The organism is Variovorax palleresanus, assembly GCF_051144945.1.
In the GTDB taxonomy this organism is placed as follows: domain Bacteria; phylum Pseudomonadota; class Gammaproteobacteria; order Burkholderiales; family Burkholderiaceae_C; genus Variovorax; species Variovorax paradoxus_S.
The window spans coordinates 351492-376414 of sequence record NZ_JBJNVP010000002.1 but is presented as its reverse complement, the minus strand read 5'-3'; the positions used below and the strand labels follow the sequence as shown (position 1 = coordinate 376414).

Sequence of the window (24923 nt, the reverse complement as noted above, 5' to 3'; positions counted from 1 at the left end):
GGTCCTTGTTCTTCAACCAAACAAGGGCTGCCCAGGCGAACGGCTGAACGCCTGTATGGATGCCAGGCGGCACGCTTCCCAGTGGTATTCCACGTCAGCGCGGGGCACCGCGGGGGGTGCTGCGCCTATCGCCAGTCGCGTACGGGGTGAAGTGTAGCGCAGGGCCTCAGGAAACTTCCGAAAGCAGGGCCACTTTCTGCGGGTCGGCTGCCGGCTCGGAGGCCTGCTGCCGCTTCGGGGGCGTCGCGACGGGGATCGGCTGCGCGCGCACCACCGGCGCCGCCGTGGGCGGATTGCGGCCATTGGCGACCTGCAGCAACCGTTCGTGCTCGGCGAGCACCTTGCCTGCGTAGCCGCCGTCGTCTTCGAGGTTGGCGGCACCCACGTAGTAACGCAAGCCGCCTTCGAGCGACCCGGCGCGGGCGATGCATTCCTGCAGCACCTTCACGCCAACGCGCATGTTGGTCACCGGGTCGAACGCGGTGAGCGTGCCGCCCGCGCTTTCGTACTTGTCGCCATGCACGCGCGTCATGACCTGCATGAGGCCCTGGGCGCCCACGTGGCTCTGGGCGAACGGGTTGAAGCTCGATTCGACGGCCATGATGGCGAGGATCAGCGTCGGGTCGAGCTTGGTGCGCTTGCCGAGGTGATAGGCCTCGGCGACCAGCACGCTCAGCGGTTCGGCCGCCACGCGGTACTTCTTGCTGAGCCAATATGCCACGGCGGCCTGCTGCTTGGGCAGGTCGCCAGGGCTTGCGGCCGTGGTGCGCACGATGGCGGTCGGCTCGAGGTCGGTGGCTTCCGGTGCCGGCTTGCGCGATTGCAGCCAGCCCATCAGTTGCTCCTCACCGGTCTGGCGCAGGTCCGGCCGTGCCACGAGGGCGAGGGCCGCGAACACGATGGCGAGGCCGACCAGTGCAAACCCGTTGTGGGTGATTTCAAAAAAGCCGTCTGCCACATCGGACGCAAAGGTCCTTAGCCCGCGGGCCGTGGCATCAAACGCCTTGTTCATCGCTCTTCCTTTCTGTGCGGCACCTGTTCGCAGCGCCGGGAAGGCGATGGATGAAGGCTACGGCGCTTGGATTGGTACGAATCAGGCTCCGCGCGTGGAGGTGTAGGGGTAAGGGCGCGGCGACCTGATCAAGCCGGGGGAGTTCGGCGGCGGATTCAGGAGGCCCCTGCTGGGTCTGGGCAGCCAGGGGCAGGCCGGATTCTAGCGTGGCTAAATACTCGGTCAAGCATAAGAAACCTTGTTCTTATGCAATTACATATTTAAACAGATTGTTCCCATTGAGCGGGCCTACCCTAGGGTATCCCCTTGGTGGATGGGATTGCAATGCAAGGGTCAGGCGCCTAATCTGGACACGCCTGAGTTATTCAGGCGTGTTCCGAAGTCAGATAGCCCGAGGTGCAAGTCAAGGGCTCGAACGGCAGAGGATCCACGGCGGCAATCTCTTGCTGCCAGCACGGCAGGAACCATTGACTTCCGGTCGCGCGAATCGATGGCATGGGTCTCGGGCCCGCCATCAAGCCCGGTAATGAGACATTCGTCTGATTGCCGGGCTTTCTTGTTTCTGCCTTGTTCTTTCTTTACGGCACACTCCCGCGATGGATGCAGCTTCGCTCAAACAAAACAAATGGGTGCGACGTGGGATCGTCGCGGTGCTGGCTCTTCTGGCGCTCTGGATCGTTGCCTGGCTCGCGGTACCGCCGATCGCCAAGAGCCAGCTCCAGAAGATCGCGAGCGAGAAGCTCGGCCGGCAGGTCACGGTCGGCAAGATCGACTTCAAGCCCTGGACCCTCGAACTTGCGCTGAACGATCTGCGCATTGCCACGGCCGACGGCAGCCGGCCCCAGGTGGCCGTCAAGCGAATCTATGCCGACGCCGAGCTGCAATCGCTCGTCCGCCTGGCGCCGGTGATCGACGCGGTCACCATCGAATCGCCGGCCATCCTGCTCACGCACCTTGCCGACGGCAAGTACGACATCGACGACATCCTGGCCAAGCTGGCCGCCGCTCCGCCGTCCGACCCCAACGCCGAGCCGGCACGTTTTGCGATCTACAACATCTCGATCAAGAGCGGCGCGGTCGACTTCGACGACCAGACGGTCAAGCGCAAGCATGAACTGCGCGATTTCGTGCTCAACGTGCCCTTCCTGAGCAACCTCGCCTCCAAGCGCGACGTGAACACCGAGCCCAAGCTCGCGTTCGCGCTCAACGGCGGCAAGTTCGATTCGGCGGCCCTCACCACGCCGTTCGCGAAAAGCCGCAAGACCGACGCCCACCTGCAGTTCAAGGGGCTCGACCTCGCGCCCTACCTGGGTTACCTGCCGGGCGGCCTGCCGGTGAAGCTGCAGGCGGGCAGCCTGGATGCCGACCTGAAAATCGACTTCGAGCAGGCCGCCACCGCCGGCCTCAAGATCACCGGCACGGTCGAAGCGCAGAGTGCCAAATTGGGCGACGCCCGCGGCCGCGACCTGCTGAGCTTCGACTCGCTCAAGCTGGCGCTGGCGGACGTGCGCCCGCTGGAGTCGGTGTTCCATCTGAGCGAAGTTGCGCTGTCCAACCCGCAGCTTGCGGTCGCGCGCGATGCGCAAGGCCGGCTCAACCTGCTCGCCACCGATCCGGCCACGGGGGCTGCCGAAAAGGTGGCCCCGCCCGCATCCGCAGCCAGCGCCCCGGCCGGAAAGACGGTTGAAAAGCCGAAGCTGAAGGTCCAGGTCGACAAGGTCGCTCTCAGCGGCGGGCGCATCGGGTGGCGCGACGAAACGGTACAGCCCGCGGCGGCCGTCCAGGCGAGCGCACTCGGCCTCGACCTGACCGGCGTCACCTGGCCGATGGAGAAGCCGGCCCAGTTCAGCGGCAGCACCGCCATTGGCGGCGCGACGCTCAAGTTCCAGGGCAGCGCCACCGACAAGAAGGCCGACGTGCAGACCGAGGTCGATGCGCTGCCGCTGTCCCTGGCGGCGCCATACCTGGCACACAGCCTCGAGCCCACGCTCGACGGCAAGCTCAGCGGGCAGATCGACATCGCCTGGGCCGAGCCCGATCTCCGGTTCAAGGCCCGCCGCCTGGCCGCCGACGGCCTTGCGCTGACCCAGGCAAAGACCGCGCTGGCAAGCGTGGGCCGCTTCGAGCTGGTCGATGCCGAGGTCGACATGACGAAGCACACGCTGAACGTGGCTTCGTTCACCGCCACCAACCCGAAGGTGAACGTCGAGCGCGACAGCGAGAAGCGCTGGATGTTCGAGCGCTGGCTCAAGGCGCCGGCGGCCGGCAACGGGGCGGCAGCACAGGCCAAGGTGGCTGCGCCCAAGCCCGCCGGCGCGGGCACCGCAACGGCACCGCCCGGCGCCAACACCAAGCCCTGGGCCTTGACCATCGGCACCCTGGCGGTCGAGAACGGCACGCTTTCATATGCCGACAAGGCCAGCGCCACGCCGGTCGCGGTCGAGTTCACGGCGCTGAATGTGAACGCCCAGAAGATCGCGCCCGACACCGCCACGGTGTCGCCCCTGCAGATTTCAGGCCGCATCGGTTCGAGGCGTTCCGAGCCGGGCCGCTTCGACTACAAGGGCAACCTGGTGCTCAAGCCGCTCGCGGCCGAGGGCCGGCTCGACGTGGCGTCGTTTCCCGCCCATGCCTTCAAGGCGTACTACGCAGATGCCCTCAACGTCGACATCCGCCGTGCCTTCGCGAGCTACCGCGGCACCGTGCGCTATGCGAACGCACCGGCAGGCATGACTCTCAAGCTGGCCGGCGACACGGCGCTCGACGATTTCCGCGCCAACAGCATCTCGCTCACGCAGTCGCCCGGCTTCGACCGCAACACCAACCAACTGCTGAGCTGGAAGACGCTGAGCCTGCGCGGCCTGCAGGTGAGCATGGCGCCCAATGCGGCGCCGGCGGTGGACGTGCGCGAAACCACGCTGACCGACTTCTTCGCGCGCGTGATCGTCGACCCCACAGGCCGCCTGAACCTCGTGAACCTCACCAAGAAGGGCGAAGCGGAAGCCAATGCCGCCGCCGCAGCCACCACCGAGGCGAAGACCCGCAGGAGCCTGGGCGGAACGACCACCACGACCCGGCCCCCGTCGCAGGCGGGCGGCGCGCCGGTATCGGCCGAGTCCATGGTCGGCGGCAGCTCGGAGCCGGCCAGGCCGGCCTCGGCGCCGGTCGCAGCGGCCCAGGCACAAGCCGATGCCGGGCCCCAACCGGTCATCAACTTCGGCCCGATGAGCCTGGTCAATGGCCGCATCGACTTCACCGACCTGTTCGTGAAGCCCAACTACTCCGCCGATCTGAGCGAACTGACCGGCAAGCTCAGTTCCTTCTCGTCGAATCCGCCGAAGGGCGAGAGCGGCCGCCCCGCGCTGGCTGACCTGGAACTGCGCGGCAAGGCGCAGCAGACGGCCGCGCTGGAAATCACGGGCAAGCTCAACCCGCTGGTCAAGCCGATCGAGCTCGACATCACGGCCAAGATGCGCGACCTCGACCTGGCGCCGCTGTCGCCGTACTCGGTGCGCTATTCGGGCCACGGCATCGAGCGCGGCAAGATGAGCATGGACGTCAACTACAAGATAGCGCCCGATGGCCAGCTGACAGCCACCAACAAGCTGGTTCTCAACCAGTTGCAGTTCGGCGAAGAAGTGCAGGGCGCTCCCAACAGCTTGCCGGTGCGGCTCGCGGTGGCCTTGCTGGCCGACCGCAACGGCGTGATCGATGTCGACCTGCCGCTCAGCGGCTCGCTCAACGATCCGCAGTTCAGCATCGGCCCGCTGATCTTCAAGGCCGTGGTCAACCTCATCGTGAAGGCGGCGACCGCGCCCTTCAATCTTCTGACCGGCGGACTGGGCGGCGGCAGCAGCGAATCGAGCACCGTCGCTTTCGAATCCGGAAGCTCGGAGCTCAGCACCGGCGCGAAGGAGAGCCTGGACAAGGTCGTCAAGGCATTGACGGAGCGCCCGGCCCTGCAGATGACCGTGGTCGGCACGGCCAGCCTCGAGCGGGAGCGCGACGCCTACCAGCGCCAGCGCCTGCGCCAGCTGGCCCAGGCCGAGAAGCGGCGCGTGGTGGTGCGCGCCGGCCAGGCGGGCACCGACGTGCCGCCGGTCACCGATGCCGAGTACCCCGAACTGCTGACCGCCGTGTACAAGCGCGCCGACATCACCAAGCCGCGCAACATGGTCGGGCTCGCCAAGGACCTGCCCGTCAAGGAGATGGAAAACCTGCTGCTCGCGAGCGTTCCGGTCGACGAGGAGTCGATCCGGCAACTGGCCGTCGAGCGCGGTGCCGTGGTGCGCGACTACCTGCTGGCGCAAAAGCTGCCGAGCGAACGCCTGTTCCTTGGCGCCGTGAAAACCACGGCGGGCGGTGCCGACTGGAAGCCCGGCGCCGAACTCAAGCTGGCCATGAAATGACCCGCAGACACTTGGTTTTTCGTACCGCCGCGCTATATATGTAGGCAGCCGCCGCCGACATTCCGGCGGCCATTTGGCTGCTGTTGCGGCATGTAATTCAACCGCCCGCCACAAGTGGGTGAAAATGTCGATGTGCGCCGGCCTTTGCCGGCGCCTTCGCTTTCTCTCTTCAGACAACGATTTCGCGCAAGTGACCTCTACTTCTTCCAAGCCACACGACCTCCAGGCCCTCGACACGCTCACCGGCGGCGCCTTCACCGCGCCAACTTCGGGCGAGCGCGCCGCGCGCATCCGCGACTGGCTCGCGGGCAACCCCGCGCCTGAGCAAATGCAGGAAGTCTTCAAGGAACTGAGCGGCCGCGACAAGGGCGCGGCGCGCCTCTTGCGCGAAAAGCTCGACGAACTCAAGCGCGCCAAGGGCCAGGAAGCCATTGCGGCCGAATGGGCGCAAAAGGCCGAGGCCTTGCTGGCCCAGTCCAAGCTCAATATTGCCGATGCGCTTGCCTGGCAGCGCGACGCCGCCAAGGCCGGCGCGCCGCTGTCGCGCGAGCCGCTCGCAGGTTTCAAGGTGCAACTCTCCGAGCGCGTCAAGGGCATCGAAGACCTGCAGCACCGTGCCCAGGTGCACCGCGAGGCCGCCGTGCTGCTCGCGCAGCGCTTCGAAGTGCTGTCGACCAAGAGCTGGCAGGACGCGCAGGCCGCCGAGGAATCGCTGCGCGCCGACGTGACCCACTGGCAGCAGCAGGCCGGCGACATCACGGCCGATGCCAACTGGAACAGCCTCGACGCCAGGTTTGCCCCGCAACTCGAGTCGTCGAAGGCGCAATTGCTGGTCGTGTCCGATGCCTTCCACGGTGCGCTGGCCCAGGCGCAGGCTGCGGCAGCCGATGCCGCGGCCCCCCTGCCGCCGGTGCCCGTGTGGGCCGACGAACTGCGTGCCGCCCGCGGCGAGGTGGTGGCCCCCAAGGCCGCGCCTGCCAAGCCCGCCGCACCCAAGGTCGACCCGTCCGTGCGCGCCGCCGCGCAAGACGCCGTGCAGGCCGCGCTCGCCAAGCTCGAACAGGAAACCGCCGAAGGCCACGGCAAGGCCAGCGCCGGTGCGGCCGCAGCGCTGCGCGCAGTGCTGAAGGAACACGGCAAGCTGGTCGATGCGCCGCTCGAAGCCCGTGTGCATGCGGCGCTGGTTGCCGCCGGCGAACTCGAAGGCTGGCAGCGCTGGAGCGCCGACAAGGTGCGCGAAGACCTCGTCGCCAAGGCTGAAGGCTTGCTCAAGCGCCCCGAAGGCCAGGCGCTCGGCGGCCGCAAGATGCAGGAAACGCTGCGCTCGCTGCGCGACCAGTGGAAACAGGCCGACCAGGGCGGCGTGCCGAACCATGCGCTCTGGAAGCGCTTCGACGAAGCCTGCAACGAAGCCCACAAGGTGGTGGAAGCCTGGCTCGAAAAGGTTCGCGCCGATGCGGCCGAGCACCGCGCCCATCGCGTGGCGCTCATCGAAGAGGTCAAGGCCTGGGCGGCAGAGCATGCCGCCTCTTCGGACCTGAAGGCGCACAACCGCGCGCTGCATCAGTTTGCCGACCGCTGGCGCGATGCCGGCCACGTGGGCGAGAAGGTCTTCGCGGAGCTGCAGCCGCAGTGGAACGAAGCCTTCGGTGCCGCGCGTGCTCCCTTCGAGACCGCGCAAAAGGCCAGCATCGAACGGCGCCAGGCCATGATCGCGGAGGCGGCCGAACTCGGCGCCCAACCCATGCTGCGCATCGATGCCGTCAAGGCGCTGCAGCAGCGCTGGCAGGCGGAAGCCCAGAGCGTGCCGCTCGACCGCCGCCACGAACAGAAGCTGTGGGACGCATTCCGCGCCCCTATCGACGAAGCCTTCAACCGCAAGACGGCAGAGCGCGAGAAGTCTGCCTCCGCCATGAGCGAACATGATCGCCACGTGCTCGAGGCCTCCAAGGCGCTCGACGCGGCCAACGCTGGCGGCGACGTGCAGAAGATCCGCGCCGCCATCGCGCGCCTCGAAGCCGCGCTGCGTGGCGAAGCGCCCCCGCCGGCACCCGCCGCGAAGCCCGAGCAAGCGCCGGCCGCTTCCAGCGACGGCCCCTCGGTTGGCGCAACCGAAGTGGCCGCGCCCGGACAGGCTGCGGCTGAATTCGGCGAAAGCGCCGAGCAGGCCCCGGGCTCGAGCGATGCGGAAGCCTTGCCGGCTGCACGCGTCGAAGCCGCGGAAGCTGCAACTTCCGACCTCGTGGCACCGGCCGACGGCGCTGACGCGTCTGCGCGCACCGATGATGCGGCACACGAAGCCGGCGAAGCGGCTGCTGTCGAGAGCCCGGCGCCCGCGGCGGCACCGAAGCCTGCATCCAAGCCGGTCGTGGCCATGCGCGGCGACGACCGTCCTGGCAGCAAGAAGACGGACGCGGCACCTGCTGGCCGCGCTGGCGGCAGGTTCGGCGATCGGCGCGACGGCGCCCGCCCGGGCCCGGGCGGCCCTGGCCGTCCCGGCGATCGCGGAGCGCCTCGTCCCGATGCCCGCGGCGACCGCGGCGCGCCGGCCGGACGCTTCGGCGATCGTCCGCCGCGCTTCGAGGACCGTAGCCCGAGGCTCGGCGATGCCGCCTTCCGCGCCCAGCGCGAAGCGCTCGAGCGTGCGGACATGGCGCTGCGCAAGCTGGCAGCGCAAGCGCATGGCGAAGCGCTCACGCAAGTGCTTGGCGCATGGGAACAGCGCGATGCCTCGAAGCTGCCCAGCGTGCAGGAGTTGGGGCGTGCGGTGACGCCCGCGGTGCGCAGCGGCTGGTCTCAGGCCGTCGGTTCGGCGCCCAAGGCCGCTCCCGATGAAGCAGCCGAAGCACTGTTGCGCCTGGAAATGGCCGCCGAAGTGCCGACGCCCGCCGAGCAGCTCGACGCACGCCGCGCACTGCAGCTCAAACTGCTGACGAAGCGCGGCGATCCACCGCCGGTCCAGACCTGGGGCCAGGACGCAGGCAAGGTACTGGCTGCGGCGCACGACACGGCGAGCGCACGCCGTTTGCAGAACGCACTGAAGGCCTTGCTGCGCAAGTAAGGCTTCTTCGGCGCAAGTTCACGAGAAAGCCCGCCGCGCGCGGGCTTTTTCATTTCACCTGACTCGGCAGCGCCGCAGTCCCGGCGTCCAGCCGACACCGCTCAAGGCAGCTTGGCCAGGATCTGGTCCATTTCACCGGCGGTGTAGGCCCGCAGGGAGCGCGTGTGCACATTGCCCTGCATGGCAATCGCCAGACTGAATGCGGCGATCGCCTGCTCGTCCTCGGCCTCCAGCACACAGACCACGTCGCAGTCGCCCATGGTCCAATAAATATCGCGCATTTTGACGCCGAGCTTTTGGGCGCTTTCCTTGGCGGCAGCGGCGCGCTTGGTGGTTTCCTTGACGCTCTGGATGCCCTTGTCCGTGAAATTCAGCATACCGATATAGGTCACCATTTTTCGCTCCTGCGTTATCCACGGGGGGCATCACATGAAGCAACGCCGCCCCCGATGGCGACGCTTCAGGTCATCACGCGCGCAACGGTGCTACGGGGCTGTGGTGGGCGATGGCCGCAGCGATGCTACGCCTGCGGCCTGCAAAGACAAGGTGCCGCGCGGGCGGCTCATACCCTGGACGGGGTAGGCGGGCCGTATCGTGCGCGTAAGCAAGGAAACGCAGATTGCGATGCGCGATCAGGCCTGTTCGGCCCGAAAGAATTCGTCGAAGAGAGCCAGCACCGCCGGGAAGTCGCGCGCGAAGTTCGGACGGTTCACGAAGTAGGCCTCGCAGGCCACCGCGAAGAATTCGCTGATCGATGTCGCGCCGTAGTCGTCGAGCCAGGGCGCTTCGGCGCCGAAGCGGTCGGCGAGGATCGTCTTCTCGCGAAAATCCTCATAGGCGGGCTGCAGCACTGCGATCCAGGCGGCGCGGGATTCGCGGGCACTGTGCTTGCCCGCAAAGCCTGGCGGCAGCGGTGGACAGCCATCGGCGTCGCCGCCACGCATGTCGATCTTGTGGGCGAATTCGTGGATCACGACGTTGTAGCCGCCGCCCGCCGTGATGCTGCTCGCAAGCACGTCCTGCCAGCTCAGCATCACCGGTCCGCGGTCCATGGCTTCGCCGGCCACCACTTCGTCGTATTCGTGCACCACCTGCGCTTCGTCGACGATCTTGCGGCGCGCGACCACCTCGGACGGATGCACCACGATGCCGACGAAATCGTCATACCAGTTCAGCCCGCCCTTCAGGTTCAGGACCGGCAGCACCGCCTGCGCGGCAATGGCCAGCGCAACCTCGTCGGTGATGACGAAGCCCTGGGTGCCATGGAATTCCTTGTCGCGCAGAAATTCGGCGGCCAGGGTGCGAAGCCGCTGCTGCGCGTCGAAGGGCAATGCGCCAAGAAAGGCATAGCGCTCGAGCGTGGCACGCCAGGCAGCTTCGGGAATCGGGGGCAGGGCGCGCAACCGGCGCAGCCACTTGAACATGGGCCGCGCTAGCGCAGGTCGACGCGCTGCGCGCCGGCGGTGGAAAGGCAGAGCAACTGCGCACGCGGCGGGTGGGCCGCGGCGTCCCAGTCGCTCAGCACCATGCGCTGCAGGCCGTCGCCCAGGTCGTGATTGGCGGGCCGGTGCGTGTGGCCGTGCACCAGCGTGCGCGCACGCGCCTGATGAAGCCATTGGCGGGCGGCGCCGCCATCCACGTCGGCCCAGCGCGCCGACGGGTCGCGCTTGCGGTCTTCGCTTTGCACGCGCATGGAGCGCGCGAGTGCGCGGCGCTCGGCCAGCGGCCTGGCCAGAAACGCCGCCTGCCATTCGGGCGTGCGCACCTGGCCGCGAAACTTGAGGTAGTCGGTGTCGTCCAGGCAAAGAATGTCGCCGTGGCTCAGGAGCCAGCGTTCACGGTGCAGCACCAGCACCGTGGGATCGTCCAGCAGCGCAAAGCCGCATCGCGCGGCCAGCGCCGGGCCCACGAGGAAGTCTCGGTTGCCGTGCATGAAGTACACCGGCAGCCGCTCGGCCGTGCGGCGCAGCAATTCGGTGCACTCGGCCTCGAAGCCTGGGAGGTCGGCCGCGTCGTCGCCCACCCATACTTCGAACAGGTCGCCGAGGATGATCAATGCATCGGCCGGCGTGGTCTCCAGATAGCCCCGCCAGGCCTCGAAGGTGGCGGGCTCGCCGGCCTGCAGGTGCAGGTCGGAAATCAGGTCGACGGTGCGCCATGCGGGCGGGGCGAGCAGCTCCTTGAAAGCCGGGGGTGCCGCGATGTCCGAGCCCATGCCGCGCCAGTCTTTATTCCGAGACGACCACGGCCTTTTCGATCACGACGTCTTCGAGCGGAACGTCGTCATGGAAGCCCTTGCGGCCCGTCTTCACGGCCTTGATCTTGTCGACGACGTCGGTGCCGCCAGTGACCTTGCCGAACACCGCATAGCCCCAGCCCTGGGCCGAGGGAGCGGTGTGGTTCAGGAAGCCGTTGTCGGCCACGTTGATGAAGAACTGGGCGGTGGCCGAGTGCGGTGCGCTCGTGCGGGCCATGGCAACGGTGTAGTTGTCGTTCTTGAGGCCGTTGTTGGCTTCGTTCTCGATCTCGGCGCCGGTGGGCTTTTGTTTCATGCCGGGCTCGAAGCCGCCGCCCTGCACCATGAAGCCCGGGATCACGCGATGGAACACCGTGTTGTCGTAGTGGCCGTTCTTCACGTAGTTGACGAAATTCTCGGACGACTTCGGCGCCTTGACGCTGTCGAGTTCGAGCGTGATCACGCCGTAGTTCTTGATGTGGAGTTCGATTTTGGGGTTGCTCATGAGGGAGTCCTTCTTTCGGATGTTCGGAAATTACTTCGCCAGTGTGGCGGACTTGATGATGATGGGCTCGAGCGGCACGTTCTGCATGCCGCCCTTGTTACCGGTTTGAACAGCGCGGATCTTGTCGACCACGTCGGTGCCGGACACGACGCGGCCGAACACGGTGTAGCCGTAGCCATCCGGGTTGGGCGCGTTGAGCGAATCGTTGTTCTTCACGTTGATGAAGAACTGCGAGGTGGCCGAGTTCGGATTGCCGGTGCGTGCCATCGCGATCGTGTACCTGTCGTTCTTGAGGCCGTTGCTGGCTTCGAGTGCAATGGGGGCCCGGGTTGGCTTTTGTTGCATTTCAGGCGTGAAGCCGCCGCCCTGGATCATGAAGCCGTCGATCACGCGGTGGAACACGGTGCCGTCGTAGTGCTTGTCCTTGACGTACTGAACAAAGTTCTCGACCGTCTTGGGCGCCTTGGCCTGGTCGAGTTCGATCAGGATGTCGCCCGCCGATGTGTTGAGCTTCACGCGCGGGCCGGCTTCTGCATGTGCAGCGCCGGCGAAGGCGAGGGCGGACGCCAGCACCAGCGCGGCGCGGCGGCTGAATCGAGCGGATTGGATAAGGACTTGGGTCGTCAAGAAAAGGCTCCGGTGTGCGAATGATGTGGGGCTCGGGCCGGCCAATGCAAGCTGCCGCGGCACCAACGCGTTGGCGGTTGCTCGCAGGCTACTACTTGCTCGCGCGGCCGACCGGCTTGCGAGCTTCGGGCGGTGCCGCCGGCAGGGCCGCGGCATCGGCTTCGGTCTTGGGGGTGAAGATCTGGCGGATCAGCGAGAGCTTGGGCGCAACGCTGGCATTGGTGCTGGCAAATTGCTGCGCGCGCACATATTCCTGGGCCGCGAGGCGGGCGTAGACATCGCCCAGGTTCTCATGCGCGGTGGCGTAATTCGGGTTGAGCTTGAGTGCCTGTTCCAGCGCCGCGCGCGCCTGGTCGAACTTGCTCTGCGATGCATAGAGCGCGGCCAGGTTGTTGTAGGGCTCGGGCAGTTCCGGGAAGTCTTGCGTCAGCTGCGTGAACGCAGCAATGGCCTCGTTCTGTTTTTTCTGCTCGGTGAGGATCACGCCGCGCAGAAAGCGCATCTGCGGGTCGCGCGGCTTGCCGGCAATGTAGGCGTCGGCCTTGGCGAGCGCCTCGTTCGACTTGCCCTGGCGCAGCAGGGTGTTCACGTCGTCGTAGTCGTTGGCATACGCGGCGGAACCCCACAGGCTGAAGAGCAGTGCAAAGGCGAGGGAGAATTTGGTGAATGCGACGTGCTTCATGAAGCCTCGGCAGGATTGGGAAATGCGGGCCTCGAAAACACCCGGAAGGACACGGCAGTAGCCGTTTATACTGCGCTGCATTGTAGCCGAGGGGCCATGTCCAACCCCTCGCAGCCACTGCCCCGTCACCCCTGAAATACACCGTCGTTCGCCCGTGCCGCACGTGCGCGAAGCGACGCTTTCCGAGCCTCATGAGTCTGCGCATCTACAACACGCTCTCGCGTGAACTGGAGGAATTCTCCCCATTGCAAGCCGGCAAGGTGCGCATGTACGTTTGCGGCATGACGGTCTACGACCTCTGCCATCTGGGCCACGCCCGCTCCATGATCGCGTTCGACCTCGTACAGCGCTGGCTCAAGGCCAACGGGTACGGCGTGACCTACGTGCGCAACATCACCGACATCGACGACAAGATCATCCGCCGCGCCGTCGAGAACGGCGAGACGATCCGCTCGCTCACCGACCGCATGATCGACGCGCTGCACGAAGACGCCGATGCGCTCGGCATCGAGCGTCCCACGCACGAACCCCGCGCCACCGACTACATCCCGCAGATGCTGTCGATGATCGGCACGCTCGAGAAGAAGGGCCTGGCCTATCGCTCGGACAACGGCGACGTGAACTACGCGATTCGAAAGTTTCCGGGCTACGGCAAGCTCAGCGGCAAGTCCATCGACGAGCTGCACGCGGGCGAACGCGTGGCCGTGCTCGACGGCAAGGACGACCCGCTCGACCCCGTGCTCTGGAAGAGCGCCAAGGCGAGCGAGCCCGATGAAGTGAAGTGGGCCAGCGAGTTTGGGCCGGGCCGTCCGGGCTGGCACATCGAGTGCTCGGCCATGGCTTGCGAACTGCTCGGCGAAACGCTCGACATCCACGGCGGCGGTGAAGACCTGCAGTTCCCGCATCACGAGAACGAAATTGCACAGAGCGAAGGTGCCACCGGCAAGCCGCTCGCCAACTACTGGATGCACAACGGCTTCATCGTGACCGACAACGAGAAGATGTCCAAGAGCCTGGGCAACTTCTTCTTGATCCGCGATGTGCTCAAGAAGTACGACGCCGAGACCATTCGCTTTTTCGTGGTGCGGGCGCACTATCGCCGTCCGCTCAACTACAGCGACGTGCACCTGGACGACGCCCGCAATTCGCTCAAGCGCCTTTACACGGCACTCGACCTGGTCGCGCCTGAAGCTGTAGCCATCGACTGGAACGACCCCTATGCGGCGCGCTTCAAGGCCGCCATGGACGAAGACTTTGCAACGCCCGAGGCGGTTGCGGTGCTGTTCGACCTGGCGGGCGAGGTGAACCGCACGCGATCGCCCGCACAGGCCGGGCTGCTGAAGGCGTTGGGCGGCTGCCTGAACATTCTGCAGAGCGATCCGACGAGCTTCCTGCGCGCGGGCGCGACGCTGGACGAAGCCACCATCCAGGCGCAGATCGACGCGCGCGCGGCCGCCAAGGCCGCGAAGAACTTCGCCGAGGCCGACCGCATCCGCAACGACCTTCTTGCGCAGGGCATCGTGCTCAAGGATTCGCCCACCGGCACGACCTGGGCGGCCGCCCAGTGAACGGAACGACCAACCCCATGCCCGCTTCCAGGAATCCGGCGGTCAAGATCTACACGCCGGACTATTGGGAAGAGGCCTGCAAGCACCTGGCCAAGAAGGACCGGGTGATGAAGCGGCTGATTCCGAAGTTCGGAGATGCCTGCCTGGAGTCGCGCGGCGACGCGTTCACCACGCTCGCGCGAAGCATCGTGGGCCAGCAGATTTCGGTGAAGGCCGCGCAAACGGTCTGGGACAAGTTCGCGGTGCTGCCGCGCAAACTGACGCCGGCCAACGTGCTCAAGCTCAAGGTCGACGACATGCGCGGGGCAGGGCTGTCGGCCCGCAAGGTCGAGTACCTGGTCGACCTGGCCATCCATTTCGATTCCGGCGCGGTGCACGTCGACGCCTGGAAGGACATGGCCGACGAGCTCATCATCGATGAACTGGTTGCCATCCGCGGCATCGGCCGGTGGACGGCCGAAATGTTCCTCATCTTTCATCTGATGCGCCCTAATGTGCTGCCGGTCGACGACCTCGGCCTGCTCAACGGCATCAGCGTCAATTATTTTTCGGGCGATCCGGTGAGCCGAAGCGATGCCCGCGACGTCGCCGTGGCCTGGGCGCCGTACTGCAGCGTGGCGACTTGGTATATTTGGCGCTCGCTCGACCCGGTACCGGTCGCATACTGAACAACAGGAGAAGACGTTGGCGAAACGAACCTTCCTCGACTTCGAGCAGCCCATTGCTGAACTCGAATCCAAGATCGAAGAACTGCGCTATGTACAGACCGAATCGGCGGTCGACATCTCGGAGGAAATCGACCAGCTCGGCAAGAAAAGCCAGCAGCTCACCAAGGACATTTACAGCGACCTGACGCCCTGGCAGATCACCAAGATCGCCCGGCATCCGGAGCGCCCCTACACGCTCGACTACGTCAACGAGATCTTCACCGACTTCGTCGAACTGCACGGCGACCGGCACTTCGCCGACGACCTCTCGATCGTGGGTGGCCTCGCGCGCTTCAACGGCACGCCCTGCATGGTGCTCGGCCACCAGAAGGGCCGCGACACGAGGGAGCGCACTGCGCGCAACTTCGGCATGAGCAAGCCCGAGGGCTACCGCAAGGCCTTGCGCCTCATGAAGACGGCCGAAAAATTCAAGCTGCCGGTCTTCACGTTCGTCGATACGCCGGGCGCCTACCCGGGCATCGATGCCGAGGAGCGCGGCCAGTCCGAAGCCATCGGCCGCAACATCTTCGAGATGGCGCAGCTCGAGGTGCCGATCATCGTCACCATCATCGGCGAGGGCGGCTCCGGCGGCGCGCTGGCCATCTCGGTGGGCGACCAGCTCGTGATGCTGCAGTACTCCATCTACTCGGTGATCAGCCCCGAAGGCTGCGCTTCCATTCTCTGGAAGACCAGCGACAAGGCGCAGGAAGCGGCCGATGCCCTCGGCATCACGGCGCACCGCCTGAAGGCCCTGGGCCTGGTCGACAAGATCGTCAATGAGCCGGTTGGCGGCGCGCACCGCGACCATCGCCAGATGGCCGCTTTCCTCAAGCGCGCGCTCAACGACGCATTCCGCCAGGTCAGCGACCTGAAGCCGAAGGAACTGCTCGATCGCCGCTATGAGCGCCTGCAGAGCTACGGCCGCTTCAACGACACCAAGGCCGACACCGGCAGATAAGCAAGCGCCCCATGAACGAAGCCTTCGAACGCGCGATGGCCGCGTTCGAGCCGGCGCATCTGCCGCTGGCGGTGGGCTTCAGCGGCGGCGCGGATTCCACCGCCTTGCTGGCCGCGTGCGCGTCCGCCTGGCCGGGGCAGGTGGTGGCCTTCCACGTGCACCATGGCCTGCAGGCCGCGGCTGACGATTTCGAACGGCACTGCGCCGCGGTGTGTGAGCGCCTCGGCGTGCCGCTGGTGGTGCACCGCGTCGATGCCCGGCATGCCCAAGGCGACAGCCCCGAAGATGCGGCCCGGCGCGCCCGATACGAAGCTTTTGCAGCAATGGCGCGCGAGGGCGAACCCGCTGGCGCTATCAAATCCATAGCTCTGGGGCACCATGCGGACGATCAGGTCGAAACCCTGTTGCTGGCCCTTTCCCGGGGCGCGGGTCTTCCGGGCCTGGCCGCGATGCCCGCGCATGCGCAGCGCCACGGACTCGACATCCATCGGCCGTTGCTGGCGGTCGCTGGTGCCGATATCCGGGCTTGGCTCGAAGGCCTCGATTTGCCTTGGATCGAGGACCCGACCAACCAGAACGAGCGCTATACGCGCAACCGGATTCGCGCAGTGCTGCTACCCGCGCTGGCTCGGATTTTTCCGCAATTCCGCGCCACCTTCGCGCGCAGCATCGGCCACGCCGCGCAGGCGCAGGAATTGCTGAGCGAACTCGCCGCGCAAGACTTGGCCGTGGTGGGCGATCCGCCCCGCATCGCAGAGCTGCAGGCGCTTTCGCGCGCGCGGCAGGCCAATGTGCTGCGCCACTGGCTCATGCAGGCGCACGGCTGCGCGCCCAGCGCGGCGCAGCTGGACCAGCTGCTGGACCAGGTTCGTGCCTGCACCACCCGCGGCCATCGCATCCACCTGAAGGTGGCCAGTGGTTTCATCGAGCGCAGGGGCGATTTTCTGCATTGGTACAATTCCGGGCCCTCGCCCAAGGCTTCGCGCTGACGGCTTGCAGGGCGCCGCGCTTGCACTCCGGAGTGGAGCGGCCCTTTCTTTTTCTCTGAATTCACCCATGGCATTGATCGTTCACAAATACGGCGGTACGTCGATGGGCTCGACTGAGCGCATCAAGAATGTTGCCAAGCGCGTCGCCAAATGGGCACGCGCCGGCCACCAGATGATCGTGGTCCCGAGTGCCATGAGCGGCGAAACCAATCGCCTGCTTGGCCTGGCCAAGGAGCTTGCGCCGAGCAAACCCAGCGAGGCGCATGGCCGCGAACTCGACATGCTCGCCTCGACCGGCGAGCAGGCGTCGTCGGCGCTGCTGGCCATTGCCCTCCAGGCCGAAGGCATGGAAGCCGTGAGCTACGCGGGCTGGCAGGTGTCGGTGCGCACCGACAACTCCTACACCAAGGCCCGCATCGAGAGCATCGACGACGAGCGCGTGCGCGCCGACCTCGACGCCGGCAAGGTGGTTGTCATCACCGGCTTCCAGGGCGTGGACGAAGACGGCAACATCACCACGCTGGGCCGTGGCGGCAGCGACACCTCCGCCGTGGCCATTGCAGCCGCCATGAAGGCGCACGAGTGCCTGATCTACACCGACGTGGATGGCGTCTACACCACCGACCCGCGCGTGGAGCCCGATGCGCGCCGCCTCTCGACCGTGAGCTTTGAAGAGATGCTCGAAATGGCGAGCCTGGGCTCCAAGGTGCTGCAAATCCGCTCGGTCGAATTCGCCGGCAAGTACAAGGTGCCGCTGCGTGTGCTCTCCAGCTTCACGCCGTGGGACATCGACATCAATGAAGAGGCCAAGTCCGGCACGCTGATCACTTTCGAGGAAGACGAAAACATGGAACAAGCCGTCGTATCCGGCATCGCTTTCAACCGCGACGAGGCCAAGATCTCGGTGCTCGGCGTGCCCGACAAGCCGGGCATCGCGTATCACATCCTCGGCGCCGTGGCGGATGCCAACATCGAGGTCGACGTGATCATCCAGAACCTCAGCAAGGACGGCCGCACCGACTTCAGCTTCACGGTGCACCGCAACGAGTACGCCAGGACCGTCGACCTGCTGCAGTCGAAGGTCATGCCCTCGCTGGGCGCGACCGAAATCGTGGGCGACACCAAGATTTGCAAGGTCAGCATCGTCGGCATCGGCATGCGCAGCCACGTCGGCGTGGCCAGCAAGATGTTCCGCGTGCTGAGCGAAGAGGGCATCAACATCCAGATGATTTCGACCAGCGAGATCAAGACCTCGGTCGTGATCGACGAAAAATATATGGAATTGGCCGTGCGCGCGCTGCACAAAGCCTTCGATCTGGATCAACCGGCCGCCTGACGGTGGCATAATCTCGGCTTCTTTCAGGAACTGTGACCGAGTGGCCGAAGGTGCTCCCCTGCTAAGGGAGTATGGGGTGTAGAGCCTCATCGAGGGTTCGAATCCCTCCGGTTCCGCCAATACGGCTTCTGGTGCCTTCCAGAAGCCCCCAAAAAGCCCAGTAGATCATTGATTTACTGGGCTTTTTCATTGGTCTGACCTCTTGGGCGTTCTGAGGCTTTCCAGCCCATTCCCGCCCTCAAGCGCCCAATGCGAATCGCTCGTCGTTTGGTGCCGCAGCTTCCTTGGCGTCGCGCGGCTTCACTTCCTTCGCGATGACCTTGGCAACGGCCTTCTGAGCGACCTTGAAATCGTACGTCGCTTGCATGTTGATCCAGCCCTGCGCGTCCGCCTCTTCGCCGCCGAAATAGCGGGTCAGGCGCAGCGCGGTGTCTGGTGTGATGCCGCGGCGTTCGAGAACGATGTCATTGATGCGCGAGGCGGGCACACGCAGTGCCTTGGCCAGCGCGTTCGCGGTCATCCCGAGCGGCTTCAAGTAATCCTCGCGGAGGACTTCGCCGGGGTGGACCGGACGCATTCCATTTTTCATCATAAAAGTGCCCTATCTAGGTGCGGTATCCGGCAGGCTGGCCGGTCAGTGTGGGTCTTCAATTCGTATTTCGTAGGGGCCTGACTCTGCCCACTTGAAGGTCAGGCGCCATTGTTGGTTGATCCTGACGTGCCACGCATCGTCGTAAAACTTCAAATCATTGCCCGGAGGCATCTTCATGAATGCCACGGAAGTCGCTGCATCCAGTTGCGTCAGCTTGCGCGTGGCCACATCCTTGATGTTGGCGAACCGAGCGTTCTTGCCCTTGGTGAAAAGCTCTTCGGTATCGGGGCAGGAGAAGGATTGGATCGCCATGTTGCATTTTATAGTGTTTACCGGTAATCGGTAAACCACTGCGACGAGCGGCTTGCTCTTTGCACCCGGGGTGCGCTGATTTCGAGGCAAGCTGCAACGGCACCGATGCAACGAAATGGTTTGCCGAGATTGCGCAGAGCCCTGGCCAAGTTGAAGTGCCGGCAGTGCGTGGTGGACGGCGAGGTCTGCGCGCTCGATGAATCAACTATTTTCTGGTCTTCCTGACCGGTGCCTTCGCACCCTGGCGGAGCGCGCGTTGCCGCAGGGGCCCGCCCGAGCCCCGCGGCGGGCGGGCCGGGGCCACGTCGTGCTGGCTTGCCCGTAGGGTGAAGTCGCAGGTCTTGACGGCCAGCTCGACGATGCGCGTCAGCGCGGGACTGAAATTGTCGCGCCGGTAGACCGCGCTGTAGACCAGGGGCGGTGGCATGGGGTCGCTCTTCACCACCCGCAGCAGGCCGCTCTTGATGTCCGGGCGCACGTAGTCGAGCGCCTGCTGGCTGATGCCGAAGCCGCTGATCGTCAGTTCGCGCAGGATGGTCGTGCTGTTCGTCAGCATGACCTTGCCGAAGCGAAACCCGTGCTCTGCGCGCCAGGCTTCGTAGAACCTGTTCTTCGAGGCGCCGGCGGGCTGCTCGATCACGGGGTAATCGGCAAACTCATGCGGCTTCAGGGCCCGGGCGGGAATGTCGAGCCGCGGGCTCGCGATCCAGGCCTGGTCGACTTGCCCCACCTTGATCGATTCGAAAGCCTGGCCCCAGAAGGTGCCGGGCATGATGGTCAGGTCGAGCTTGTTGGCTTCCAGGCGCTCGAAGAGCGTAAGCCCGGCGTCCACCACGGGCTCGAGCGTCACCTGGGGGTGCAGCTTCTGGAGCAGCTGGATCAGGCTCGTGAGCCAGGTCATCGCGATCAGTTCCGTCACACCCACCCGGAAGGTGCCGCGCAGCGTCTTGTCGACGCTGATGTCGTGCTGGATGCGCTGCCAGAGCCGTTGGGCTTCTTCCGCGAGCGGCAGCAGCTCTCTGCCGGCCTGCGCCAGTTCCAGGCCGTGGGACGTGCGATGCAGCAAGGGGCCGCCAAGCGACTGCTCGAGCTCCGCCAGGCGCTTGGAGATGGCCGACTGCGTGGTGTGCAGCTTCACCGCCGCGGCGCTGAAGCTCTGGAGCCTGGCGCTGAAGAGAAAGGCCTCCAGCTGCTTGAAGGTGAAGTTCATTCCAGTGGAATGTACGCCCAAGGCTTGCCGCACGAAAAAAAGGAATAGCTCACTGCTCCGATTTCTCGTTTGTCCTGCGGCAACCGGACTTCGATACTGCTTGCATGCTTCACATTGCTCCACGCCTGAATCGAATCAAGCCGTCTCCCAGTTCCATGGCCGGACAGCGAGCGCGCGAGCTGCGCGCGATGGGTCGGGACATCCTCGGCCTTACCGCCGGCGAGCCCGATTTCGAGACGCCCGATCACATCAAGGAGGCGGCAATCCGAGCCATGGCGGCGGGCCAGACCCGGTACACGGATGTGGGCGGCACGCCGTCGCTGAAGGAGGCCATTGCCGGCAAGTTCCTGAACGAGAACGGACTGGCCTACGCGCCGAGCGAGATCATCGTCGGCACGGGCGCCAAGCAGGTAATCTTCAACGCGCTGATGTGCACGGTTGCAGCAGGCGACGAAGTCATCGTGCCGGCGCCTTACTGGGTGTCGTACCCCGACATCGCGCTGCTGGCCGGCGGCGTTCCGGTCTTCGTCGACTGTCCGGCAGCCATGGGCTTCAAGCTGCAGCCTGCGGATCTGGAGCGCGCCATCACCGGCAAGACGCGCTGGTTGATGCTGAACTCGCCGAACAACCCGAGCGGGGCGACCTATACGCGTGCCGAGCTTCTGGCACTGGCCGAGGTGCTCCGGCGCCACCCTCACGTCTGGATCTTGACCGACGACATCTACGAGCACCTGATCTATGGCGATGTAGCGTTCGCCACCATGGCCCAGGCTGCGCCCGACCTCAAGGACCGCACCCTGACGGTGAACGGCGTTTCCAAGGCCTACGCGATGACAGGCTGGCGCATCGGCTACGGGGCAGGGCCTTCGGCACTCGTCAAGGCGATGGTCAAGCTCCAGTCGCAAAGCACGTCCGGGCCGAACTCCATCGCCCAGGCTGCGGCCGTTGCAGCGCTCACGGGGCCGCAGGACACCATTGCCGCGAACCGGCGCGAATACGAGAAGCGGCGCGACACGGTGGTTGCCTCGCTCAATGCCATCGACGGCATCCGGTGCGAAGTGCCCGACGGAGCGTTCTACATCTTCGCCTCATGCAGCGCATTGTTCGGCCTTCGCACACGCAAGGGCGTCGCAATCGAGAGCAGCGACGACTGGGTGATGCACCTGCTCGATTCGCAGGACCTGGCGGCGCTGCAGGGCAGCGCCTATGGCGTGCCGACGCATTTCCGCATTTCTTTTGCCGCCAGCACCCAACAGCTGCTGGAGGGTTGCCGTCGCATTGCGCAGGCGCGCGATGAACTTTCGGGCCAAGCCATCAACCAGGAACTGCAATGAAACTCCGACCACTCCTGAAGCTGCTGCCGGCTCTTGCCGCAAGCACCGTCTGGCTCGGCGCCGCCCAGGCGCAGGGTACAGATGCTTTTCCGTCGAAACCGGTGAAGATCCTCGTCGGCTTCTCGCCCGGTGGATCCAACGACGTCGTGGCACGCCTGATCGCTCCGAAACTGGCGGAAGGCCTCGGCCAGCAGGTGCTGGTCGAAAACCGCCCCGGTGCCGGCGGCAACATCGCTGCGTCGGCCATGCTCGGCGCGCCCGCGGACGGGCACACGCTGCTGATGTGCACCACCGGAACCCTGTCGATCCAGCCGCATGTCCTGAAGAGCATGCCGTTCGATTCCGAGAAGGACATCGTGCCGGTCACGCAGGTCATCTACGCGCCCTACATGCTGATGGTCAACGCGACGCTTCCGGTGAAAAGCGTCAAGGAACTGGTCGCTTACGCCAAACAGAAGCCGGGCGAGATCAACTTCGCTTCATCGGGCACGGCCACGGGCGGGCATCTTGCGGGCGAGATGCTGAAGAGCCGCGCCGGCATCGACATCGTTCACGTGGCCTACAAGGGCACCGGCCAAGCCATGACCGACCTCATTGCAGGCCAGGTCTCGATGATCTTCGACCAGCCCGTCAGCTCGATGCAGTACGCGCGCGCTGGCAAGCTCCGCGCGCTGGCCGTGGCCAGCTCGCGTCGGCTGGCCGCCTTTCCCGACATTCCGACGGTGATGGAAGCCGGCGTTCCCGACTTCGAACCCGTGACATGGGCAGGCATTTGCGCGGCGAAGAACACACCGCCGGCCGTCGTCGAGCGTATCCAGCGCGAAGTCGCCAAGGTGCTCGCGATGCCCGAGATCTCCAAGCGGCTCGCCGCCGACGGCCTGGAGCCTGTGGGGAGCACGCCCGAGCAGTTCCGCGCCTTCCTGGCTGCGGACAAGCGCAAATGGGGCCGCGTGGTGAAAGACGCCGACGTCAAGGCCGAGTAAGAACGAGAACGAGAGAGACGATGAACCAGCTTCCCGATATCGTGCGCGACTTCGAACGCGTTTCCCCCGATCTGGTCCGGCAGGCTTCGGCTTTCCAGCCCGCCATCCTTGCCGACGTTGCGGGCCGCCGGGGCGCGCTGCATGGCCGTATCCGGGCCTTGCGCCACCGGATGAAGCTGGCCGGCAGTGCGCTCACGGTGGAAGTGCGGCCGGGCGACAACCTGATGATCCACGCCGCCATTGCGCTGGCAAAGCCCGGCGACGTGCTGGTGATCGATGGCAAGGGCGACCAGAGCGCAGCCCTGATGGGCACCATCATGATGACCGCCTGCCGGCAGCTCGGCATTGCCGGCGTGGTGATCGATGGCGCGGTGCGCGACAGCGCCGAAATCGACGAGATGGACTTTCCCGTCTTCTCGGTCGGCACCAATCCCAACGGTCCGACCAAGCTGGCCCCGGGGCGGATCGGGCACACGGTGTCCGTGGGCGGCGTGGCCGTCCGTTCGGGTGACCTGATCGTGGGCGATGCCGACGGCGTGGTGGTGGTCGAGCGGGAAAAAGTCGAAGCGTTCATTCGCGCGGCAAAACTGAAGGTCGAGGAAGAAGCAGCGCGAATCGAGGCCATTGCGAGGGGCGACACGACGGCCAAGTGGCTGGTGGCTTCCCTGCGCAAGGCGGGCGTGCTCAAGGAACACGAGACGCTCTGATCCAGCGCACGTGCAGTGCCGCGTACAACGCCTCGTCCTCCGAAGCCTGTAGCCGAAAGCATTCAAGCCGCTGGCCGTCGCGAGGTTGCGACAAAATTGGCGCAAAAGTAACCATCTGTATGGTTAAATCGGCGGAAATATCGCGAAAGAGGACGAGGGAAATTCCATGAAGCTGCTGCTGAGCATCGTGTGCGCCGTTGTTGCATTGGCCGGGTGCGTCAGCACGCCGCCACCGACTCCGACGCAGCCCGGAACAGGATCGGGGCTTACTTATGTGCCCATGGTGGCCATGGAGGGTGTCGACAAGGCCCGCTATGACAGCGACGTGGCCGGTTGCCGCGCTGCGGCGATGCGGATCACCGCGCGTAGCGAGTCTGGCGACGCCATGTGGCTCGCATTGGGCCTGGGCCTGATCACGGTGCATGGCCAGGGCATCGTTGCCGCGGCTTCGTACACGGGCATTTCGGCGGCGGCGATCGACATGTCCTACCGGCCCGATGCGAGCCTGATTGCCGAGCATCAGCAGATCGCGCTGGTGCACTGCATGGCCAAGCGCGGCTACCGCAATCTCGACCCCAACGTGCGCGACACGTTCTACGGCCATACCTTCAACCCCGAGGTCGTTCTGGCGCCGCGCAGGACGGGCGTGGACACCTACAACGCCGAAACTCTTGCCAAGGCCGGCCAATGCAGCATTCAGCCGCGGGCTGAACTGATGGCCAAGGGCCCGGGCTACGAGTCGTACAGCGTGCCGTGTTCGAACGGCGCCACCTGGGCGGTGCGCTGCGAATTCGGCAAGTGCCGCGTGCTGGGGCAGCCGGCCGTTCGCCGCTCCTGACGCGGGAGCATGCCGGCACGGTGCGCGCCGGCGGCAACCAGCCGCTCGCTCACTTGATGACCAGGCCCTTGAGCGCGGGATCCACGGGCGGCGCCTTGAGCTTCATCTGCCGCAAGGTCTTCATGAGCAGTTGCGCGATCATGAGATTGCGATGCCGCTTGTGGTTGGCGGGTATCACGTACCAGGGCGCGTGCTCGGTCGAGGTGGCGCGCAGTGCCCTGTCGTAGGCCTCCTGGTAGGCGTTCCACTTGGTGCGCACTTCGAGGTCGCCCATGCTGAACTTCCATTGCTTGCCGGGCGTGTCGATGCGCGCCTGCAGGCGTTCGCGCTGTTCGTCCTTGTCGATGTGCAGCATGCACTTGACGATGACCGTACCGGTCTCGACCAGCAGTCGCTCGAAATCGTTGATCTGCGCATAGCGCCGCCTGGCCTCGGCCCTGTCGATCCAGCCTTCGACCACGGGCACCAGCACGTCTTCGTAGTGGCTGCGGTTCCACACCGCGATTTCGCCCGCGCGCGGCACCACCGCATGGCAGCGCCAGAGATAGTCGTGGGCGCGTTCGTCGTCGTTGGGCACCTTGAAGGCCGTGACCCGGACACCCAGCGGAGAAGTGCGCGAAAAAACCCAGCGCACGGTGCCGTCCTTGCCGCTGGTGTCCATGCCTTGCAGCACCAAGAGGACCTTGCGGCGGCCTTCGGCATGCAGCAGATCCTGCATCTCGTCGAGTTCGACCGCGAGGGCGTCGATCTCGGCGACCTGCGCGGCCGTGTTTCCCTCGAGAAAGGGTGTTTCGCCGGGGCTTACCTGCGAGAGTTTGAAGGTGCTGTCGACGCGGTATTTCTTGAGGTTGGCCATG

The 24923-nt window shown here is 65.6% G+C and carries 22 protein-coding genes, 1 tRNA gene and 1 riboswitch; of the genes, 12 read left to right on the top strand and 11 right to left on the bottom strand.

The features are described from left to right. Positions 1-22: 22 nt before the first annotated feature. Positions 23-149: riboswitch (ZMP/ZTP riboswitch) on the bottom strand. Positions 150-166: 17 nt separating this feature from the next. Next, positions 167-1012: a lytic transglycosylase domain-containing protein gene (locus tag ACJ7Z0_RS05590; RefSeq protein WP_431130810.1), complete on the bottom strand. Its 846-nt coding sequence runs from the start codon at positions 1010-1012 to the stop codon at positions 167-169. Positions 1013-1608: 596 nt separating this feature from the next. Here ACJ7Z0_RS05590 and ACJ7Z0_RS05585 point away from each other — a divergent pair. After that, positions 1609-5421, top strand: a complete 3813-nt coding sequence (locus ACJ7Z0_RS05585; protein ID WP_434789024.1) for a DUF748 domain-containing protein — start codon at positions 1609-1611, stop codon at positions 5419-5421. Positions 5422-5551: 130 nt separating this feature from the next. Further along, positions 5552-8482 (top strand): DUF349 domain-containing protein, encoded by a 2931-nt coding sequence (locus ACJ7Z0_RS05580; protein ID WP_434792614.1) that lies wholly within the window; start codon positions 5552-5554, stop codon positions 8480-8482. 101 nt (positions 8483-8583) lie between these two features. On the opposite strand, the gene ACJ7Z0_RS05575 is transcribed toward ACJ7Z0_RS05580, so the two are convergent. The 6 genes from ACJ7Z0_RS05575 to ACJ7Z0_RS05550 all read right to left on the bottom strand — a co-directional run bounded on the left by ACJ7Z0_RS05575 (position 8584) and on the right by ACJ7Z0_RS05550 (position 12532). Next, positions 8584-8877: a GYD domain-containing protein gene (locus tag ACJ7Z0_RS05575; RefSeq protein ID WP_434789023.1), complete on the bottom strand. Its 294-nt coding sequence runs from the start codon at positions 8875-8877 to the stop codon at positions 8584-8586. Between the two features lie 237 nt (positions 8878-9114). Continuing rightward, a complete protein-coding gene (locus ACJ7Z0_RS05570) occupies positions 9115-9906 on the bottom strand; it encodes a M90 family metallopeptidase (protein ID WP_434789022.1) in 792 nt (263 codons plus the stop codon). An 8-nt stretch (positions 9907-9914) separates the two neighbouring features. Beyond that, a complete protein-coding gene (locus ACJ7Z0_RS05565) occupies positions 9915-10697 on the bottom strand; it encodes a UDP-2,3-diacylglucosamine diphosphatase (RefSeq protein ID WP_434789021.1) in 783 nt (260 codons plus the stop codon). Positions 10698-10710: 13 nt separating this feature from the next. Then, positions 10711-11223, bottom strand: coding sequence for a peptidylprolyl isomerase (locus ACJ7Z0_RS05560; RefSeq protein WP_434789020.1), 513 nt, complete (start codon positions 11221-11223; stop codon positions 10711-10713). A 30-nt stretch (positions 11224-11253) separates the two neighbouring features. Further along, entirely contained in the window at positions 11254-11850 is a 597-nt protein-coding gene (locus ACJ7Z0_RS05555; protein WP_431130822.1) for a peptidylprolyl isomerase, read from the bottom strand. 91 nt (positions 11851-11941) lie between these two features. After that, on the bottom strand, positions 11942-12532 hold the full coding sequence (locus tag ACJ7Z0_RS05550; RefSeq protein ID WP_431130824.1) for a tetratricopeptide repeat protein: 591 nt from the start codon (positions 12530-12532) through the stop codon (positions 11942-11944). Positions 12533-12723: 191 nt separating this feature from the next. Between ACJ7Z0_RS05550 and cysS the strand changes: the two genes are divergently transcribed. The 6 genes from cysS to ACJ7Z0_RS05520 all read left to right on the top strand — a co-directional run bounded on the left by cysS (position 12724) and on the right by ACJ7Z0_RS05520 (position 18209). Further along, positions 12724-14100 (top strand): cysteine--tRNA ligase, encoded by a 1377-nt coding sequence (gene cysS, locus ACJ7Z0_RS05545; RefSeq protein ID WP_434789019.1) that lies wholly within the window; start codon positions 12724-12726, stop codon positions 14098-14100. Between the two features lie 17 nt (positions 14101-14117). Next, positions 14118-14768, top strand: a complete 651-nt coding sequence (locus ACJ7Z0_RS05540) for a DNA-3-methyladenine glycosylase family protein (RefSeq protein WP_434789018.1) — start codon at positions 14118-14120, stop codon at positions 14766-14768. 16 nt (positions 14769-14784) lie between these two features. Continuing rightward, on the top strand, positions 14785-15765 hold the full coding sequence (locus tag ACJ7Z0_RS05535) for an acetyl-CoA carboxylase carboxyltransferase subunit alpha (RefSeq protein ID WP_307576649.1): 981 nt from the start codon (positions 14785-14787) through the stop codon (positions 15763-15765). An 11-nt stretch (positions 15766-15776) separates the two neighbouring features. Further along, the gene (tilS, locus tag ACJ7Z0_RS05530; protein ID WP_434789017.1) at positions 15777-16754 is read left to right on the top strand and encodes a tRNA lysidine(34) synthetase TilS; all 978 of its coding nucleotides are present in this window, start codon (positions 15777-15779) and stop codon (positions 16752-16754) included. Positions 16755-16821: 67 nt separating this feature from the next. After that, positions 16822-18090 carry an aspartate kinase gene (locus ACJ7Z0_RS05525; protein WP_434789016.1) on the top strand — a complete coding sequence of 423 codons (1269 nt, stop codon included), beginning with the start codon at positions 16822-16824 and terminating at the stop codon, positions 18088-18090. A gap of 26 nt (positions 18091-18116) precedes the next feature. After that, positions 18117-18209: transfer RNA gene (locus ACJ7Z0_RS05520), tRNA-Ser, on the top strand. Between the two features lie 119 nt (positions 18210-18328). Here the strand turns inward: ACJ7Z0_RS05520 and ACJ7Z0_RS05515 are convergent. The 3 genes from ACJ7Z0_RS05515 to ACJ7Z0_RS05505 form a co-directional block, all read right to left on the bottom strand. Further along, entirely contained in the window at positions 18329-18682 is a 354-nt protein-coding gene (locus tag ACJ7Z0_RS05515) for a HigA family addiction module antitoxin (protein ID WP_434789015.1), read from the bottom strand. 42 nt (positions 18683-18724) lie between these two features. Further along, a complete protein-coding gene (locus tag ACJ7Z0_RS05510; RefSeq protein WP_431130836.1) occupies positions 18725-18994 on the bottom strand; it encodes a type II toxin-antitoxin system RelE/ParE family toxin in 270 nt (89 codons plus the stop codon). A 205-nt stretch (positions 18995-19199) separates the two neighbouring features. Further along, positions 19200-20204 (bottom strand): LysR family transcriptional regulator, encoded by a 1005-nt coding sequence (locus tag ACJ7Z0_RS05505; RefSeq protein ID WP_434789014.1) that lies wholly within the window; start codon positions 20202-20204, stop codon positions 19200-19202. 104 nt (positions 20205-20308) lie between these two features. Between ACJ7Z0_RS05505 and ACJ7Z0_RS05500 the strand changes: the two genes are divergently transcribed. From ACJ7Z0_RS05500 to ACJ7Z0_RS05485, 4 genes are all read left to right on the top strand, one after another. Beyond that, on the top strand, positions 20309-21538 hold the full coding sequence (locus ACJ7Z0_RS05500; protein ID WP_434789013.1) for a pyridoxal phosphate-dependent aminotransferase: 1230 nt from the start codon (positions 20309-20311) through the stop codon (positions 21536-21538). Further along, positions 21535-22521: a Bug family tripartite tricarboxylate transporter substrate binding protein gene (locus ACJ7Z0_RS05495; RefSeq protein ID WP_434789012.1), complete on the top strand. Its 987-nt coding sequence runs from the start codon at positions 21535-21537 to the stop codon at positions 22519-22521. Before ACJ7Z0_RS05500 ends, ACJ7Z0_RS05495 begins: the two co-directional genes overlap by 4 nt. 20 nt (positions 22522-22541) lie before the next feature. Next, entirely contained in the window at positions 22542-23228 is a 687-nt protein-coding gene (locus tag ACJ7Z0_RS05490) for an RraA family protein (protein WP_434789011.1), read from the top strand. A gap of 166 nt (positions 23229-23394) precedes the next feature. Next, positions 23395-24066, top strand: coding sequence for a hypothetical protein (locus ACJ7Z0_RS05485; RefSeq protein WP_434789010.1), 672 nt, complete (start codon positions 23395-23397; stop codon positions 24064-24066). A gap of 49 nt (positions 24067-24115) precedes the next feature. Here the strand turns inward: ACJ7Z0_RS05485 and ACJ7Z0_RS05480 are convergent, their stop codons facing one another. Next, positions 24116-24922 (bottom strand): PPK2 family polyphosphate kinase, encoded by an 807-nt coding sequence (locus ACJ7Z0_RS05480; protein WP_434789009.1) that lies wholly within the window; start codon positions 24920-24922, stop codon positions 24116-24118. Position 24923: the final 1 nt, after the last annotated feature.

Bases quoted from the DNA above. Each gene is read 5' to 3' on its own strand.
- ACJ7Z0_RS05590 (WP_431130810.1), bottom strand. From the start codon at position 1,012: ATGAACAAGGCGTTTGATGCCACGGCCCGCGGGCTAAGGACCTTTGCG.
- ACJ7Z0_RS05585 (WP_434789024.1), top strand. From the start codon at position 1,609: ATGGATGCAGCTTCGCTCAAACAAAACAAATGGGTGCGACGTGGGATC.
- ACJ7Z0_RS05580 (WP_434792614.1), top strand. From the start codon at position 5,552: ATGTGCGCCGGCCTTTGCCGGCGCCTTCGCTTTCTCTCTTCAGACAAC.
- ACJ7Z0_RS05575 (WP_434789023.1), bottom strand. From the start codon at position 8,877: ATGGTGACCTATATCGGTATGCTGAATTTCACGGACAAGGGCATCCAG.
- ACJ7Z0_RS05570 (WP_434789022.1), bottom strand. From the start codon at position 9,906: ATGTTCAAGTGGCTGCGCCGGTTGCGCGCCCTGCCCCCGATTCCCGAA.
- ACJ7Z0_RS05565 (WP_434789021.1), bottom strand. From the start codon at position 10,697: ATGGGCTCGGACATCGCGGCACCCCCGGCTTTCAAGGAGCTGCTCGCC.
- ACJ7Z0_RS05560 (WP_434789020.1), bottom strand. From the start codon at position 11,223: ATGAGCAACCCCAAAATCGAACTCCACATCAAGAACTACGGCGTGATC.
- ACJ7Z0_RS05550 (WP_431130824.1), bottom strand. From the start codon at position 12,532: ATGAAGCACGTCGCATTCACCAAATTCTCCCTCGCCTTTGCACTGCTC.
- cysS (WP_434789019.1), top strand. From the start codon at position 12,724: ATGAGTCTGCGCATCTACAACACGCTCTCGCGTGAACTGGAGGAATTC.
- ACJ7Z0_RS05540 (WP_434789018.1), top strand. From the start codon at position 14,118: ATGCCCGCTTCCAGGAATCCGGCGGTCAAGATCTACACGCCGGACTAT.
- tilS (WP_434789017.1), top strand. From the start codon at position 15,777: ATGAACGAAGCCTTCGAACGCGCGATGGCCGCGTTCGAGCCGGCGCAT.
- ACJ7Z0_RS05525 (WP_434789016.1), top strand. From the start codon at position 16,822: ATGGCATTGATCGTTCACAAATACGGCGGTACGTCGATGGGCTCGACT.
- ACJ7Z0_RS05515 (WP_434789015.1), bottom strand. From the start codon at position 18,682: ATGATGAAAAATGGAATGCGTCCGGTCCACCCCGGCGAAGTCCTCCGC.
- ACJ7Z0_RS05510 (WP_431130836.1), bottom strand. From the start codon at position 18,994: ATGGCGATCCAATCCTTCTCCTGCCCCGATACCGAAGAGCTTTTCACC.
- ACJ7Z0_RS05505 (WP_434789014.1), bottom strand. From the start codon at position 20,204: ATGAACTTCACCTTCAAGCAGCTGGAGGCCTTTCTCTTCAGCGCCAGG.
- ACJ7Z0_RS05500 (WP_434789013.1), top strand. From the start codon at position 20,309: ATGCTTCACATTGCTCCACGCCTGAATCGAATCAAGCCGTCTCCCAGT.
- ACJ7Z0_RS05495 (WP_434789012.1), top strand. From the start codon at position 21,535: ATGAAACTCCGACCACTCCTGAAGCTGCTGCCGGCTCTTGCCGCAAGC.
- ACJ7Z0_RS05490 (WP_434789011.1), top strand. From the start codon at position 22,542: ATGAACCAGCTTCCCGATATCGTGCGCGACTTCGAACGCGTTTCCCCC.
- ACJ7Z0_RS05485 (WP_434789010.1), top strand. From the start codon at position 23,395: ATGAAGCTGCTGCTGAGCATCGTGTGCGCCGTTGTTGCATTGGCCGGG.
- ACJ7Z0_RS05480 (WP_434789009.1), bottom strand. From the start codon at position 24,922: ATGGCCAACCTCAAGAAATACCGCGTCGACAGCACCTTCAAACTCTCG.